The 13,647-nt window shown below is 72.8% G+C and carries 17 protein-coding genes; 8 read left to right on the top strand and 9 right to left on the bottom strand.

The window, feature by feature from the left end; all coding sequences use genetic code 11:
• Positions 1-132 precede the first annotated feature (132 nt).
• Positions 133-552, bottom strand: a complete 420-nt coding sequence (locus ACFYZ3_RS36315; RefSeq protein ID WP_388527144.1) for a hypothetical protein — start codon at positions 550-552, stop codon at positions 133-135.
• Entirely contained in the window at positions 549-1,133 is a 585-nt protein-coding gene (locus ACFYZ3_RS36310; RefSeq protein WP_388527067.1) for a PRC-barrel domain-containing protein, read from the bottom strand. The genes ACFYZ3_RS36315 and ACFYZ3_RS36310 overlap by 4 nt, the downstream gene beginning before the upstream one ends.
• A gap of 168 nt (positions 1,134-1,301) precedes the next feature.
• Between ACFYZ3_RS36310 and ACFYZ3_RS36305 the strand changes: the two genes are divergently transcribed.
• Complete coding sequence (locus tag ACFYZ3_RS36305) at positions 1,302-1,757, top strand: ATP-binding protein (RefSeq protein WP_388527064.1); 456 nt, start codon at positions 1,302-1,304, stop codon at positions 1,755-1,757.
• 30 nt (positions 1,758-1,787) lie between these two features.
• On the opposite strand, the gene ACFYZ3_RS36300 is transcribed toward ACFYZ3_RS36305, so the two are convergent.
• A complete protein-coding gene (locus ACFYZ3_RS36300) occupies positions 1,788-2,675 on the bottom strand; it encodes an RNA polymerase sigma factor SigF (protein ID WP_388527141.1) in 888 nt (295 codons plus the stop codon).
• Positions 2,676-2,882: 207 nt separating this feature from the next.
• Between ACFYZ3_RS36300 and ACFYZ3_RS36295 the strand changes: the two genes are divergently transcribed.
• Positions 2,883-3,311, top strand: coding sequence for a helix-turn-helix domain-containing protein (locus ACFYZ3_RS36295; protein WP_388527061.1), 429 nt, complete (start codon positions 2,883-2,885; stop codon positions 3,309-3,311).
• A gap of 51 nt (positions 3,312-3,362) precedes the next feature.
• On the opposite strand, the gene ACFYZ3_RS36290 is transcribed toward ACFYZ3_RS36295, so the two are convergent.
• Positions 3,363-3,965 (bottom strand): ATP-dependent Clp protease proteolytic subunit, encoded by a 603-nt coding sequence (locus tag ACFYZ3_RS36290; protein ID WP_361014637.1) that lies wholly within the window; start codon positions 3,963-3,965, stop codon positions 3,363-3,365.
• 1 nt (position 3,966) lies between these two features.
• The gene (locus ACFYZ3_RS36285; protein WP_388527057.1) at positions 3,967-4,620 is read right to left on the bottom strand and encodes an ATP-dependent Clp protease proteolytic subunit; all 654 of its coding nucleotides are present in this window, start codon (positions 4,618-4,620) and stop codon (positions 3,967-3,969) included.
• A gap of 209 nt (positions 4,621-4,829) precedes the next feature.
• Here ACFYZ3_RS36285 and ACFYZ3_RS36280 point away from each other — a divergent pair, with 209 nt between their 5' ends.
• The 5 genes from ACFYZ3_RS36280 (at position 4,830) to ACFYZ3_RS36260 (ending at position 9,272) form a co-directional block, all read left to right on the top strand.
• On the top strand, positions 4,830-5,312 hold the full coding sequence (locus tag ACFYZ3_RS36280; protein WP_388527054.1) for a VOC family protein: 483 nt from the start codon (positions 4,830-4,832) through the stop codon (positions 5,310-5,312).
• Between the two features lie 60 nt (positions 5,313-5,372).
• Positions 5,373-6,170 carry a VOC family protein gene (locus ACFYZ3_RS36275; protein WP_388527051.1) on the top strand — a complete coding sequence of 266 codons (798 nt, stop codon included), beginning with the start codon at positions 5,373-5,375 and terminating at the stop codon, positions 6,168-6,170.
• A gap of 31 nt (positions 6,171-6,201) precedes the next feature.
• Positions 6,202-6,909, top strand: coding sequence for a ribonuclease H (locus ACFYZ3_RS36270; protein ID WP_388527048.1), 708 nt, complete (start codon positions 6,202-6,204; stop codon positions 6,907-6,909).
• Positions 6,910-7,016: 107 nt separating this feature from the next.
• Entirely contained in the window at positions 7,017-8,276 is a 1,260-nt protein-coding gene (locus tag ACFYZ3_RS36265) for an FAD-dependent monooxygenase (protein ID WP_388527045.1), read from the top strand.
• A 12-nt stretch (positions 8,277-8,288) separates the two neighbouring features.
• Positions 8,289-9,272 (top strand): aldo/keto reductase, encoded by a 984-nt coding sequence (locus ACFYZ3_RS36260; protein ID WP_388527042.1) that lies wholly within the window; start codon positions 8,289-8,291, stop codon positions 9,270-9,272.
• 27 nt (positions 9,273-9,299) lie between these two features.
• Here the strand turns inward: ACFYZ3_RS36260 and ACFYZ3_RS36255 are convergent, their stop codons facing one another.
• On the bottom strand, positions 9,300-9,656 hold the full coding sequence (locus tag ACFYZ3_RS36255) for a hypothetical protein (RefSeq protein WP_388527039.1): 357 nt from the start codon (positions 9,654-9,656) through the stop codon (positions 9,300-9,302).
• Between the two features lie 232 nt (positions 9,657-9,888).
• On the opposite strand from ACFYZ3_RS36255, the gene ACFYZ3_RS36250 reads away from it, so the two are divergent.
• On the top strand, positions 9,889-10,314 hold the full coding sequence (locus ACFYZ3_RS36250; protein ID WP_388527138.1) for a DUF6328 family protein: 426 nt from the start codon (positions 9,889-9,891) through the stop codon (positions 10,312-10,314).
• A 67-nt stretch (positions 10,315-10,381) separates the two neighbouring features.
• Here the strand turns inward: ACFYZ3_RS36250 and ACFYZ3_RS36245 are convergent, their stop codons facing one another.
• From ACFYZ3_RS36245 to ACFYZ3_RS36235, 3 genes are all read right to left on the bottom strand, one after another.
• Positions 10,382-10,810, bottom strand: a complete 429-nt coding sequence (locus ACFYZ3_RS36245; RefSeq protein ID WP_388527036.1) for an SsgA family sporulation/cell division regulator — start codon at positions 10,808-10,810, stop codon at positions 10,382-10,384.
• A gap of 93 nt (positions 10,811-10,903) precedes the next feature.
• Positions 10,904-11,881 carry an LLM class F420-dependent oxidoreductase gene (locus ACFYZ3_RS36240; RefSeq protein ID WP_388527033.1) on the bottom strand — a complete coding sequence of 326 codons (978 nt, stop codon included), beginning with the start codon at positions 11,879-11,881 and terminating at the stop codon, positions 10,904-10,906.
• 57 nt (positions 11,882-11,938) lie between these two features.
• A complete protein-coding gene (locus ACFYZ3_RS36235; protein WP_388527031.1) occupies positions 11,939-13,588 on the bottom strand; it encodes a serine/threonine-protein kinase in 1,650 nt (549 codons plus the stop codon).
• Between the last annotated feature and the right edge of the window lie 59 nt (positions 13,589-13,647).

The raw sequence follows: 13,647 nt of genomic DNA, 5'->3' as shown, positions 1-13,647 counted from the left end.
GGGGTAGGGGAGGTACTGCGGGGGTTTGCGGACTCACGCTGCCACGCTAAGCAGCCCCTGCCGGGCACGCCCGCCGACAGGGCCGTACGCGTCGGACGGCGGGCCCGGCTCACGCCCCGGACCGGGCGGCGTTCAGACCGCCCGCACGACCAGGGCGTAGTCGCCGAGACCCAGCAGACGGTCGGGCGGCAGCTCGCCGCGGGTGGTGAAGAGCGCGAGGAGGCGGGCGCTCAGGGTGTCGAACGCGACGTCCAGCACCGTGCCCCGCTCGGTACCCGTCTCGGTGAGGATCCGGCGGCCCAGCAGCTCGTGGTCCTGGTGGGGCGGCATCGCTTCGAGGGCGGCGGACCGTACCCGCACCGCGCCAGGTCCGACGGTGTGCACGGCGTCCCAGGGCAGCACCGACTCCCTCCGGAACCGGCCCCCGCGCCACCGGACATGGCTGACGGAGCCGGAGACGACGTCGACGTCCAGGGACGTCACGGTGCCGAGCGGCGCGGTGCCCTCCTGCGGTACCACCGGCAGCCCGCACACCTCGGTGAACAGCATCACGGCAGCGACCCCTGCCACGGGCCGGGCACACCGCCGACCAGGGCGGTGAAGCCGGGCAGGTCGTCCGCGACGTGCCGGACCACGCCGTCGGGAAGCACCAGGGCCCGGCCGGTGACGGTGAGCGTCCGGCCGCGCGGCACGTACACCCGGCGCCGGTGCCGGGTGGGGCCCGGCACGAACCGCCGGCTCGCCGCCACCCGGAAGCCGACCACCCGGCCGCCGGTGCCGCCCTCCACCACGACGTCGAGCACCGTGCCGATCTCCGCCCCCGCCTCGGTCAGCACCCTCGCCCCCCGCAACCGGGCCCGGAGGTTCTGCTGGTGCGCCGTCATCGCCGCCGCGTTCACCAGGCCCCGCCGGTCCCGGATCATGACCGCGTCATGGCCCAGCGCGTACACGGCCGACCACGGCAGGCCCTCCTTGAGCGGACCGGACAGCAGGCCCCGTCCCGTCAGGGTGAAACCGGTGATCCGCTCCGCGGCGGCGTCGCATACGGTGTCCTTCACATGGGCGACGGCATCGCCGCCGAGGGTGACCACCGGCCGGGTGGTGAGGCTTCGCGCGGCCATCAGTTCGTCCATCGCACACCCTTCCCCCGTCCCGATCGCACACCTTCTCGACCCCACGGGTTCCCCGGACCACTGTGACGATGCCCGCACTGCGAAGAGACATGGACTGCGACGCGCGGCTCGGGGTACGAGGACAGGTGCAGCAGCGTCCGGCCAGTCCGGCTTCCGAGAGAGAAACGCATGACCGAGTACCTGGACGGGGCAGTGATACCGACTGGTTTCGACGTACCCGTTGAACCGCTGAGGCGGGCGGCACACTACTCCGGCGAGCCGGGATGCATAGCGCAGGCGCGCTCCTTCGCCTCGCTCTTCCTCGACCAGCTGAGGACCGAGTGGTGCGCCACCATCGGCCCCCGCGCCGACGGGGCGGTGCTCCTCGTGGTGAGCGAGCTGGTCACCAACGCGGACCGGCACAGCAGAGGGCCGTACATCCTGGAGCTGGAGGGCACGGGCAGCTCGGTGGCGGTGACCGTCTACGACAGCAGCGGCGCGGTGCCGGAGCGCTTCGCCAGGGATCCCGAGCGCGTCGGCGGCCACGGCCTGGAGATCGTGCACGCCCTGGTGGAGACGGTCGTCGTCGAACTCGTCCCGGTCGGCAAGCGGGTACGCGCGGTGGTGCCCCTCACCGACGGGTGAAGGGCACCGTCGCCACCGCGGGGCTTGGACTCAGGCGCAGCCGAGCTCGCCCAGCATGCCCTCGCGCAGCCGGGTGATGATCCGCTTGATCAGTCGGGACACGTGCATCTGCGAGCAGCCGAGCCGTTCGCCGATCTCCGCCTGGGTGGCCTCCTCCACGAACCGCAGGTGGATGATCTGCCGGTCGCGCTCGCTCAGCTCGGCCATCAGCGGGGCCAGCGAGTGGAAGTCCTCGACGAGCCGCAGCCCGTCCTCCTCCACCCCGATGAAGTCGGCCAGCACCGACTCGCCGTGCTCGGGTCCGTCACCGGTCAGCGCGGCGTCCAGCGAGGAGGAGTTGTAGCCGTTGGACGCGATCTGGCCCTCGATCACCTGGTCCTCGCCGATGTTCATCAGCGTGGCGAGTTCGGCGACCGTGGGCTCGCGGTCCAGGCGGGTGGAGAGCTCCTCGCGGGCCCTGGCCAGCTCCACACGCAGCTCCTGGAGCCGGCGCGGGACGTGCACCGCCCAGGTGGTGTCCCTGAAGAAGCGCTTGATCTCGCCGACGATGTAGGGCAGGGCGAAGGACGTGAACTCGACCTCGCGCGACAGCTCGAAGCGGTCGATGGCCTTGATCAGACCGATCATGCCGGTCTGGACGATGTCCTCCATGTCGTCCCCGCGACCGCGGAAGCGGCCCGCGGCGAACCGCACGAGCGACATGTTCATCTCGATCAGCGTGTTGCGCGCGAACTGGTACTCGGCCGTGCCCTCTTCGAGTTCCGTCAGACGCCGGAAGAACTGGCGGGACAGCTGGCGCGCGTCGCGCGGTGCCACGCTGCGGGGGTCCACGACGTCCCGCGGTGATCCCTCACCCGTTTCGCTCCCGGCGGTCTTCTCGACAACCTGCGCTTGCGGACGGACCACGGCGGTCTGCATTGCCTCTCCCACGAAAGTCACGGCTCTCCCTAGGCTTTTCGCGCTTGCGGGTACCCGGGTCGCGACGGCGCATGCCTTCCATTCCCAACAAGCGTAGTCCCGCCGACGGTCCACGGCATCCGGGCCGCTCCGGCGAGCGCCGCGGATTCTCCTGAGGGCGGAACGCCGCGCCCTTCCCAGGCGCGGCCGGAACCCTAGGCTGAGGAGGTGACCAGCCACGTGCCGAACGAAGCCCGCGTCATTCCGCTGCGCCCGCAGGCCACGCGCCCGGAGGCGCGGCCCGCCGCCTCACCGGTTCCCCCGGAGCGAAGGCCGCCCACCGTGCGAGAGCCCCTGTGGCGCGACCTCGTCGGAGACGTCCTGCGGCGTGAACGCCTGGAGCAGGAGCGCACGCTGAAGGAGGTCGCCGAGTCCGCCCGGATCTCCATGCCCTACCTCTCGGAGGTGGAGCGCGGCCGCAAGGAGGCGTCCTCCGAAGTACTGGCCGCCGCCGCGGGCGCCCTCGGCCTTGGCCTGGGCGACCTGCTGGCCCGCGCGCAGGGCGAGCTGATCCGGCTCACCTCCCGGCACACCGGCGCGGGAGCCGGCCGGGGGACGTCCGGCGCGCGGTTCGACGGGATGTGCCTGGCCGCCTGAGGACGCGTACGGGCCGGCGCCCCCGCACCGCGGGGACGCCGGCCCGGCGGCTCAGACCCTCGCCAGGCGCCGGGCGAGCACCTCGTCGGCCAGCCCGTAGGCCACCGCCTCCTGTGCGGTGAACACCTTGTCGCGGTCCATGTCCGCGCGCAGTGTCCCGGCGTCGTGGTGCGTGTGGCGGGCCAGCACCTCCTCCACCTGGGAGCGGATGCGCACCATTTCCTTGGCCTGGAGCGCCAGGTCGGACACCGTGCCCTGCCGGCCGCCGCTGGCCGGCTGCCCCAGCAGGACCCGCGCGTGCTCCAGCACGAACCGCCGCCCGGGGTCCCCGCCCGCCAGCAGCACGGCCGCCGTGGACGCCGCCTGCCCGACACAGAACGTCGAGATCGGCGCCTGTACGAAGGTCATCGTGTCGTAGATCGCCATCAGCGACGTGAACGAGCCGCCGGGAGAGTTGATGTAGATCGCGATCTCGCTCTCCGGGGCCGACGACTCCAGGTGCAGGAGCTGTGCGATCACGACGTTGGCCACGCCGTCGTCGATCTCGGTCCCCAGGAAGATGATCCGCTCCGACAGCAGCCGGCTGAACACGTCGTAGGACCGTTCGCCCTGCGGGGTCCGCTCGACGACGTTCGGAATCGTGTAGCTCCCCATGTCACAGCCCCATCCGTCGCCTGGTGGCGGCCGGGCGCACATCCGCGAGGGACTGCACGACCCGGTCCACCATTCCGTACTCCCTGGCCTCCTCGGCCGTGAACCAGCGGTCGCGGTCGCCGTCCCGGGAGATGGTCTCGGGGCTCTGACCGGTGTGCTCGGCGGTGATCCGCTCGATGGTCCGCTTGGTGAAGTCCAGGTTGTCCGCCTGGATCTCGATGTCGGCGGTGGTGCCGCCGATGCCCGCCGAAGGCTGGTGCATCATGATCCGCGCGTTCGGCAGCGCGTAGCGCTTGCCCGCCGTGCCGACGCTCAGCAGGAACTGCCCCATGCTGGCGGCGAAGCCCATGGCGAGCGTCGAGACGTCGTTGGGGATCAGCCGCATGGTGTCGTAGATGGCGAGCCCCGCGTGCACGGAGCCGCCGGGACTGTTGACGTACAGGCTGATGTCGGTGCGCGGGTCCTGTGCGGAAAGGATCAGCAGCTGCGCGCAGACCCGGTTCGCGGAGACCTCGTCGACCTGCGTGCCGAGCAGCACGATCCGCTGGTCGAGCAACTGCTCGGCGAGCCGGTCGTCGAACCGGGTCGCGGGGGTGTCGCCCTCCTCGGCCCTGGGGGATGCGGCCGGCGCCGGGCCGGTGAAGAGTGGAGACATCGGCGCTCCTTGTCGAGTCGGAACCAGTCCTGAAGGGCTGGTGGGAGTGGTGCGCGGCCGAACGTGCCGCGATTCCTCCACTCTCGGCCCGCCGCGGGCCCCGCAGAGGGTTTCTCTGCCCGCGGCAGATTCGCCACCGGCAGAGCGATGAGTTCCGCGGCCCGTGCCGGTCGACAGTGGTGACCGTGTTCCGCTCCCAGGAGGTACTCATGAGCACTGACGGGTTCACCACGTGCCTGTGGTTCGACGGCGAGGCCGAGGACGCCGCCCACTTCTACGTCTCCGTCTTCAAGAACTCCGGCATCGGCGCCGTCGCCCGCTATCCCGAGGGAGCGCCCCAGCCGGCCGGCTCGGTGCTCACCGTCGAGTTCACGGCCAACGGGCAGAGGTTCGTCGCCCTCAACGGCGGCCCGCAGTTCAAGTTCAACGAGGCGGTCTCCTTCCAGATCACCTGCGAGGACCAGGACGAGGTCGACCACTACTGGACCAGGCTCACCGAGGGCGGCGGCGAGGACGGGCCCTGCGGCTGGCTCAAGGACCGGTTCGGCGTGTCCTGGCAGGTCGTGCCGAGCCGGCTCGAGGAGATGTTCCGCGACCCCGACCCCGCCAGGGTGGCGCGGGCCAACAAGGCCATGATGTCGATGCGCAAGCTCGACATCGCCGAGCTGGAGCGGGCGTACGCCGGGGAGTGACCCGCACCGACCCCATCCCCACCCCGATTCACACGCACGTTCGCACAGGAGGCGGCAGTCATGGCCGTGCAACCCGAAGGGGCCCCTTGCTGGGCCGACGCGATGTTCACCGACGTCGAGGGAGCCAAGCGCTTCTACGGCGACGTTCTCGGCTGGACCTTCGGCGAAACGTCGTCGGAGTTCGGCAACTACACCCAGTGCTACGCGGACGGCAAGGCGGTGGCCGCCGTGGTACCGCCCGCGCCCGGTCACGAGGACCAGTCCCAGTGGTGCCTCTACTTCGCCTCGCCCGACGCGGCGGCGACCGCCGGCCGGATCCGCGAGGCCGGCGGGGAGTTGCTCCTCGAACCGATGAAGGTCGGCGACTTCGGCACCATGTGTCTGGCCCGCGACCCGGGCGGAGTGGTCTTCGGCGTCTGGCAGGGCGACCGGCACGAGGGCTTCGAGGCGACGGCCGTGCCCGGCGCGTACTGCTGGGCCGAGGTCTTCACCCGCGAGCCCGCGAAGTCGGACGCCTTCTTTCCCGCGGTCTTCTCCTACCGGGCCCAGCAGATGCAGGACGACCAGGTGGACTTCCGCCTCTTCGACCTCGGCGACGACCCCGTCCTGGGCCGCATGGCCATGACGGACGACTTCCCGCCCGAGGTCCCGCCCTACATCAACGTCTACTTCACCGTCGACGACTGCGACGCCGCCGTGACCCGCGCCACCGAGCGGGGCGGCGTCCTGCGGTTCGGTCCGGTCACGACCCCCTTCGGCCGGTTCGCGGCGCTCAGCGACCCGCAGGGCGCGAGCTTCTCGGTGATCGACATCACGACCGCCGAAGGGGAGATGCCCAAGGTCACCGACGTCTCCTGAACCCTGTCCGGACACCCCGCCGGGCCATGGCATGATCGAGCGCATGCGTGAACGTGTAGTGGCCGCGTGCGACGGGGCTTCGAAGGGGAACCCGGGTCCGGCCGGCTGGGCCTGGGTGATCGCCGACGCCTCGGAGAACCCCGTCCGCTGGGAGGCGGGTCCGCTCGGCCGGACCACCAACAACGTCGCCGAACTCACGGCGCTGGAGCGGCTGCTGGCATCGACGGACCCCGAGGTGCCGCTCGAGGTCCGCATGGACTCGCAGTACGCCATGAAGGCCGTCACCACCTGGCTGCCCGGCTGGAAGCGCAACGGCTGGAAGACGGCCGCGGGCAAGCCCGTGGCCAACCAGGAGCTGGTGGTGCGCATCGACGAGCTGCTCGACGGCCGTTCGGTCGAGTTCCGCTACGTGCCCGCGCACCAGGTCGACGGCGACCGGCTCAACGACTTCGCCGACCGCGCCGCCAGCCAGTCGGCCGTCGTCCAGGAAGCCGCGGGCAGCGCCCTCGGCTCGCCGGAGCCACCGCCCGCGCCGGACGTCCCGGCGGCTCGCAAGGCACCGCGCCGGGGGTCCTCCGGCGCGGCCCGCAAGAGCGGCGGCGGCTCCTCGGCCCGCACCATCAAGGCGAAGTTCCCCGGGCGCTGCCTGTGCGGCCGCGCGTACGCGGCCGGTGAGCCCATCGCCAAGAACGACCAGGGCTGGGGCCACCCGGAGTGCCGCACGGCGGTCGCCGGATAAACCGCGCCCGCGCACGGCCGCGCGGCACCGGCCGGCGACCCCGCCCTTGCTACTCTGCGGTCCCGAATAGCCGTAATGACCGTTATGAGTGCATACCAGGGGTGTGTGTGAAGGTCGCCTGCGTCGGCGGTGGGCCCGCCGGACTGTACCTGTCGATCCTGCTGAAGCGGCAGGACCCGACCCATGACGTCACCGTGTACGAACGCGACCCGGAGGGCTCCACCTATGGCTGGGGAGTGACCTACTGGCGGGGACTGCTCGACCGGCTCCGCGACCACGACCCCGCCTCCGCGCGCGCCGTCGAGGAGCACTCCGTGCGCTGGCGGGACGGCGTCGCCCACGTCGGCGACCTGGCCACCCGGCACCACGGCGACGAGGGCTTCGGCATCGGCCGCCACCGGCTCCTCGCGATCCTCGCCGCCCGCGCCCGCGAGCTGGGCGTACGCCTGGAGTTCGAGCACCCGGTCACCGGCGCGAACCCGCCCGCCGCCGACCTCGTGGTCGCGGCCGACGGGGCGGGCAGCGCCCTGCGCACCCACCACGCCGACCACTTCGGCACCGAGATCACCGGCGGCCGCGACCACTACGTGTGGCTCGGCACCACCAAGGTCTTCGACGCCTTCACCTTCGCCTTCGTCGAGACCGACCACGGCTGGATCTGGGCGTACGGTTACGGCTACGGCCCCGAGGGCAGTACCTGCGTCGTCGAGTGCGCGCCCGAGACCCGGACCGGCCTCGGCCTGGACCGCGCGGACGAGGCCGAGGGGCTCGTCCTGCTGGAGAAGCTCTTCGCCGACGTCCTGGAGGGACACCCGCTCACCGCGCGGTCCTCCGGCCGGGCCGGTGCCGCCTGGCCCGTCTTCCGCACCCTCACCAACCGCACCTGGTCCCGGGACAACCTCGTGCTGCTCGGCGACGCCGCCCACACCACGCACTACTCCATCGGCGCCGGCACCACGCTCGCCCTGGAGGACGCCATGGCCCTGGCCACCGCCCTGCGCGAGCGGGACAGCCTCCCGGACGCCCTCGCCCACTACGAACGCGAACGCCGGACGGCCCTGCTGCCGGTGCAGAGCGCGGCCCGGCTCAGCGCCCAGTGGTACGAGAACCTGCCCCGCTACATCCACCTGCCGCCGGAGCAGATGTTCGCCCTGCTCGGCCAGCGGCACTCGCCGCTGCTGCCGCACCTCCCGCCCCGGCTGTACTACCGGATCGACCGGGCGGCGGGCCGGCTGGAGACCCTGCGCAGGGTCAAGCGCCGGCTGGGGCCCGTGATCGCGCGCACGGTCCAGGCACGCAGGCTCGCCACCGGAGCCGGGCGGGGCCGCTCCGGGCATCCCGACGCGGTGCCCGCGCACCGCGGGTGACAGACTGACGCCATGGACGAGCGCACTTTCGGCAGGTCGGATCAGCACGCGTCGGTGGTCGGCCTCGGCACCTGGCAACTGGGCGCCGACTGGGGAGACGTCGACGACAAGGAAGCCCTCGCGGTACTGGAGGCGGCGGCCGAGTCGGGGGTGACCTTCTTCGACACGGCGGACGTCTACGGCGACGGCCGCAGCGAGCAGACCATCGCCACCTTCCTGGCGAGCAGGCCCGACCTGCACGTGCTGGTCGCCACCAAGATGGGCCGCCGGGTCGACCAGATCCCGCAGAACTACGTCCTGGACAACTTCCGGGAGTGGAACGACCGTTCCCGCCGCAACCTGGGCGTCGACCGCCTCGACCTGGTGCAGCTGCACTGCCCGCCGACGCCCGTCTACTCCAGCGACGAGGTGTTCGACGCGCTCGACACCCTCGTCGAGGAGGAGCGCGTCGCCGCGTACGGCGTGAGCGTCGAGACCTGCGCGGAGGCGCTGACCGCGATCGCCCGGCCGAACGTGGCGAGCGTCCAGATCATCCTCAACCCGTTCCGGATGAAGCCCCTGCGCGAGGTCCTGCCCGCGGCCCGCGAGGCCGGCGTCGGCATCATCGCCCGGGTGCCGCTGGCGTCCGGCCTGCTGACCGGCAAGTACACCAAGGACACCGTCTTCGCGGCCAACGACCACCGGAACTTCAACCGGCACGGCGAGGCCTTCGACCAGGGCGAGACCTTCTCCGGCGTGGACTACGCCACCGGGGTGGAGGCCGCCGCCGAGTTCGCCGCGCTCGCGCCCGAGGGGTACACCCCGGCCCAGCTGGCGCTGCGCTGGATCGTCCAGCAGCCCGGCGTGACGAGTGTGATCCCGGGCGCCCGTTCGCCCGAGCAGGCCCGCGCCAACACGGACGCCGCCCGGCTGCCGGAGCTGTCCGAGGACACCCTGGCCGCGATCGGCGACCTCTACGACCGGCGCGTCAAGGACCAGATCGAGGGCCGCTGGTAGGCGGCCGACGGGTGAGCGGTCCCGGCCTCACGGCACCAGGAGCAACTCCCGCTCCCGTTCCTGGTCGCCCGAGGCCGCTCCCTCGTTCCGCGCGGTGAAGGCGCGGGACAGCGTCTCGCTCGCCGCCTCCACGGCCTGCGGCGTGCCCTGAACGGTGACCGTCACGGGTGCGGACAGCGCGCCGCCCGTCGTGCGCGCCGCCGAGGACGCGTCCGGGACGTGCGGGGCGCCCGAGGCGTCGAAGGTCGCGGTGCGCACCGTCGCCCCCTCGTCCGCGGGCCGGCCGTCGGGAGCCCCGAAGACGCCCTCCAGTGCGCGGACGATCGCCCGCGCGTCGTCGATGCCGCCGCCGTCGAGCGTCACGGTGAGCCGAGTGTCGGACATCCTTCGCCTTCCTTGCCGGGCTTGGGTCGGTCCCGGCCCGTGTAACCGCCCCCCGATCACCCAAACCGGGCGTCACCGCCCCGGCCCGGCGCCTGAGTGCCGGGATCCCGGGAACAGGGAAGAGGACGCAGGCGACGGGCACCGGGAGGACGACGTGAGGGACGCGGAAGCGGCTGAGGGCTCGGGACGGCGCAGGGGCCGCAACGAGACCGAGGAAGAGCGGGCCGACCGGATGTGGACCGAGCTGATCCAGGAGGTCCGCGTCGCGCAGATGGGCGTGCAGATCCTGTTCGGCTTCCTGCTCACGGTCGTCTTCCAGCCGAAGTACGAGAGTCTCTCGGACACCGATCAGATGATCTACCTGATCACGGTGGTCCTCGGCGCCGTGACGACCGGCGCCCTGATCGGCCCGGTCTCCCTGCACCGGCTCGTCTCCGGGCGCCGGGTGAAACCCCAGGCGGTGCGGTGGGCCTCCCGGCTGACCGTGCTCGGCCTCGTGCTGCTGCTCGCCACGACGGCCTGCTCGCTCCTGCTGATCCTGCGGGTCGCGACCCACGACGGCTTCGTGCCCTACCTCGTCACCGGTGTGGTGCTCTGGTACCTGCTGTGCTGGTTCGGGATCCCGCTGTGGACCCGGCACCGCCACACGGCACGCTGAGACGGTCGGACCCCGGGGCGGCCGAGCCCCCGCCCGGCGGACCCGAGGCCCGGCCGACCCGGGCGGCTCAGCCCTCGGCGGTCAGCTCGGCGAGGAAGTCGTCGACGCGCACCTGTTCACGCCCCGGCCGGACCACCTCGTGCGTCTCGCGCAGGAAGGCCTCGACGGCCGCGGCCCACACGAACACCACCGCGCGGTGGCGCTCCCCGTCGGCCCGGTCGTCGCCCAGCAGCTCGATGCGCAGCTCGTCCCACATGCCGCGCGACTCCGGCCGCAGCCGCACGTCGCCCACGCCCACCGGACGGGTGAGCCCCTCGGCGACCATCTCCCGGTCCAGCGTCCAGCGGGCGAGCACCCGGCCGTCGTGGCTGAAGACCGCCGTGAGGGCGAACGGCTCCGCCGCGTCGTACGCGAGGTGCGCGAGCACCGGGAACCGGTCGGCGGTGGCGCCCGCCTGGAGCTGCACGACCAGGGTCTTGTGCACGACGGTGTTCACGGGGGCCTCCAGGAGGACGGACGTAGAGCCCTCTAGTACCCCGCCCACCGGCAAGATGCTCAGTCATCCGGGTGATTCGCCCGTCCCCGGGTTTCAGTCGCGCCCGAACGCCTCCCGCAGGGCGGGCAGCAGGGTCTTCTCCGACCAGTCCAGGAAGGCGGGTTGCGACTCGCCGCCGATCTGCACCAGGGCGACGTCGGTGAACCCGGCCTCGACGTACGGGCGTACGGCCGCCACGAAGGCGTCCGGGTCGTCGCCGCAGGGGATGGACCGGGCGACGTCGTCGGGCGTCACGAACTGGGTGGCCGCCTCGAAGGCGTCGGGATGCGGCAGTTCGGAGTTGACCTTCCAGCCGCTGCCGAACCAGCGGAACTGCGCGTGGGCCCGCTCGATCGCCGTGTTCCGGTCGGGGTCGTAGGAGACGGGCAGTTGGCCCACGCGCGGCTTGCCTGTGCCGCCGTGCCGGTCGAAGGACTCCAGCAGCCCGGCCTTCGGCTCGGTGGCGATCACCAGGTCGGCGAACTCGCCCGCCAGCTCGCAGGAACGCTCGCCGGAGACCGCGATGCCGATGGGGGGCGCGCTCTCGGGCAGGTCCCACAGCCGGGCCGACTCCACGTCGAAGTGCGTGCCGCGGTGGTTGACGTGGCCGCCAGCGAACAGTCCCCGGATGATCTCCACGGCCTCCCGGAGCATCTCGTGCCGCACGTCGACGGACGGCCAGCCGCCGCCCACCACGTGCTCGTTGAGGTTCTCGCCCGAGCCGAGACCCAGCCGGAAGCGGCCCTCGGACAGCAACTGGAGCGTCGCCGCCTTCTGCGCCACCACCGCCGGGTGGTAGCGGAACGTCGGACACGTCACGTACGTCATCAGCGGGATGCGCGAGGTCGCCTGTGCCGCGGCTCCCAGCACGCTCCAGGCGTAGGGCGAGTGGCCCTGCGCGCGCAGCCAGGGGAAGTAGTGGTCCGAGGTCACCGAGAAGTCGAAGCCCACCTCCTCGGCCCGCACCAGATGGCCGACGAGTTCCCGCGGGCCGGCCTGCTCGGTCATCATCGTGTATCCGATGTGTGCCATGGCGGCCGGGTCCCCGCCCGGCCCGAGGAAAAACAGGTGTAAACGGGCCGGAAGGGGTCAGGCCGTATCCTCCCGGAAGGTGCCGAGGAACGCGGCGAGCGCCCGCTCGTTGGCGCTGTCGTCCCAGTCGCCGGCCGGCGTCGTCCAGCGCAGCGAGAAGCTGCGTCCGCCGCCGAGCAGGAAGCCGCGGCCGAAGGTGCGGACCCGGGTGCCGTCGTCCCGGACCAGCCACTCCATGTCGGCCGCCGCGCGCCCCCGGTAGGTGGTCGCGCGGATCTCGCCGATCCGCCGGTAGCCGTCCGCGCGTGCGAGGCCCGGCTCGACGTCGTCGCGCCAGACGGCCACCGGGTCCGCGCCCGCGCGCCTGCTGTAGGTGACGGCGAGCGTACGGGGGTCGCCGGTCGCGCCGAAGACCACCCGGTACGCGCCACCGGGCGCGCCCGAGGTGTCCAGGCGCCGCCAGCCCCCGGGAAGGGCGACGGAGAAGCCCTCCGGCGCGTCGTAGCGGCGGAACCCGGCCGGAGCGGGGACGCCCGCCTCCGACGGAGAGGCGCTCGCGCCGGGCGGGTCGGCGGGGGAGGAGGGAGAGGCCGGGGAGGCAGGGGAAGAGGGGAGCGCGGGGGAGGCGGCGGCGGGCGCGGAGCCGGTGGGCGGGGCGGCGGTCGGCGAGGGCCGCTGCCGGGCGCCCGTGGCGGCGCCGTCGCCCGTACCGGGGAGCCCGTCGGTGACGGCGAGGACCGCGAGGACGGCGACCGCGACCGTCACGACGGCCAGCGCGGTCCCGGCGGCCACGGTCCGCCGCGACCGGTCGCGGCCCGACTTCCGGGCGGCCGCGTACACGCCGCGCAGCCCGGGCCTGGTGGTCACCTCGGCCACGGTGGTGCCGGGGTCCTCGGTCAGCGCCCGCGCGAGGGCAGCGCGCACCACCGGGCGGGTCAGCCGTTCCCGGGAGTCCTTGCGCAGCAGTCCCTGCACGGCCTGGGCGAGCGGACCGGCGCGCGCCGGGGTGCGCAGCGGCAGCCGGTCCACTCCCTTCAGCGTCGCCTCGGGCCGGCCCCGGTCACGGAACGGCGGACGGCCCTCGACCATCGTGTAGAGGATCGCGCCCAGCGTCCACAGGTCGGCCGCGGGCCCGATCCGCTCGTCGCGGGCCTGCTCGGGCGAGGCGTACGCGGGGGCGGTCAGCCGTGGGGCGAGGGTGGCGCCGGCCAGCCCGAAGCCGGTGACGAGGACGGACCCCTCCTCGCGCACGAACACCTGCCCAGGGCTCAGCTCGCCGTGCGTGACCCCGTGGGTGTGGGCCGCCTCCAGCACCGCGAGCAGTTCCAGACCGACGCGTGCGGCCCGGGCGTAGCTGAACGCGCCCCGACGGTCCAGGAGGTCGCCGAGCGGCACACCGGCGACCCATTCGGTGACCGTCCACAGCATGCCGTCCTCGACCACCGCGTCCAGTACCGGGGCGATCCGCCCGGGGCACAGCGACGTCATGATCTCGCCGGTGCGGATCACCCGGCCCGGGGCCCTGCGGGCCGCCTCGCCCGCCCGGCCCTCCGGCAGCTCGATCCGCGTGACCAGGCACGGGTGGCCCGTCGTGGCGTCCTCCCCGGACCAGCAGACCCGGTTCGTCTCGCGCTGGACGACCTCGAACAGGCGGTAGCGTCCGGCGACCAGCTCGTGTGTGGAGACGTGCGCCCTGCCCATGGCCATCCCTCGCTCGCACCGCCGGTTCCTCGCTCGACCAGAGGTACGTCGGGGGCACCGGGGTG

The sequence above is a fragment of the Streptomyces sp. NPDC001599 genome (assembly GCF_042893535.1).
Classification (GTDB): Bacteria; Actinomycetota; Actinomycetes; order Streptomycetales; family Streptomycetaceae; genus Streptomyces.
Note: the sequence above shows the minus strand (reverse complement) of the source record. Positions and strands in the feature narration are given on the sequence as shown.

Coding starts and splice junctions, on each gene's coding strand:
- ACFYZ3_RS36310 (WP_388527067.1), bottom strand. CDS start 1,133: ATGGACGAACTGATGGCCGCGCGAAGCCTCACCACCCGGCCGGTGGTC.
- ACFYZ3_RS36305 (WP_388527064.1), top strand. CDS start 1,302: ATGACCGAGTACCTGGACGGGGCAGTGATACCGACTGGTTTCGACGTA.
- ACFYZ3_RS36300 (WP_388527141.1), bottom strand. CDS start 2,675: ATGCAGACCGCCGTGGTCCGTCCGCAAGCGCAGGTTGTCGAGAAGACC.
- ACFYZ3_RS36290 (WP_361014637.1), bottom strand. CDS start 3,965: ATGGGGAGCTACACGATTCCGAACGTCGTCGAGCGGACCCCGCAGGGC.
- ACFYZ3_RS36285 (WP_388527057.1), bottom strand. CDS start 4,620: ATGTCTCCACTCTTCACCGGCCCGGCGCCGGCCGCATCCCCCAGGGCC.
- ACFYZ3_RS36280 (WP_388527054.1), top strand. CDS start 4,830: ATGAGCACTGACGGGTTCACCACGTGCCTGTGGTTCGACGGCGAGGCC.
- ACFYZ3_RS36275 (WP_388527051.1), top strand. CDS start 5,373: ATGGCCGTGCAACCCGAAGGGGCCCCTTGCTGGGCCGACGCGATGTTC.
- ACFYZ3_RS36270 (WP_388527048.1), top strand. CDS start 6,202: ATGATCGAGCGCATGCGTGAACGTGTAGTGGCCGCGTGCGACGGGGCT.
- ACFYZ3_RS36260 (WP_388527042.1), top strand. CDS start 8,289: ATGGACGAGCGCACTTTCGGCAGGTCGGATCAGCACGCGTCGGTGGTC.
- ACFYZ3_RS36255 (WP_388527039.1), bottom strand. CDS start 9,656: ATGTCCGACACTCGGCTCACCGTGACGCTCGACGGCGGCGGCATCGAC.
- ACFYZ3_RS36250 (WP_388527138.1), top strand. CDS start 9,889: ATGTGGACCGAGCTGATCCAGGAGGTCCGCGTCGCGCAGATGGGCGTG.
- ACFYZ3_RS36240 (WP_388527033.1), bottom strand. CDS start 11,881: ATGGCACACATCGGATACACGATGATGACCGAGCAGGCCGGCCCGCGG.
- ACFYZ3_RS36235 (WP_388527031.1), bottom strand. CDS start 13,588: ATGGCCATGGGCAGGGCGCACGTCTCCACACACGAGCTGGTCGCCGGA.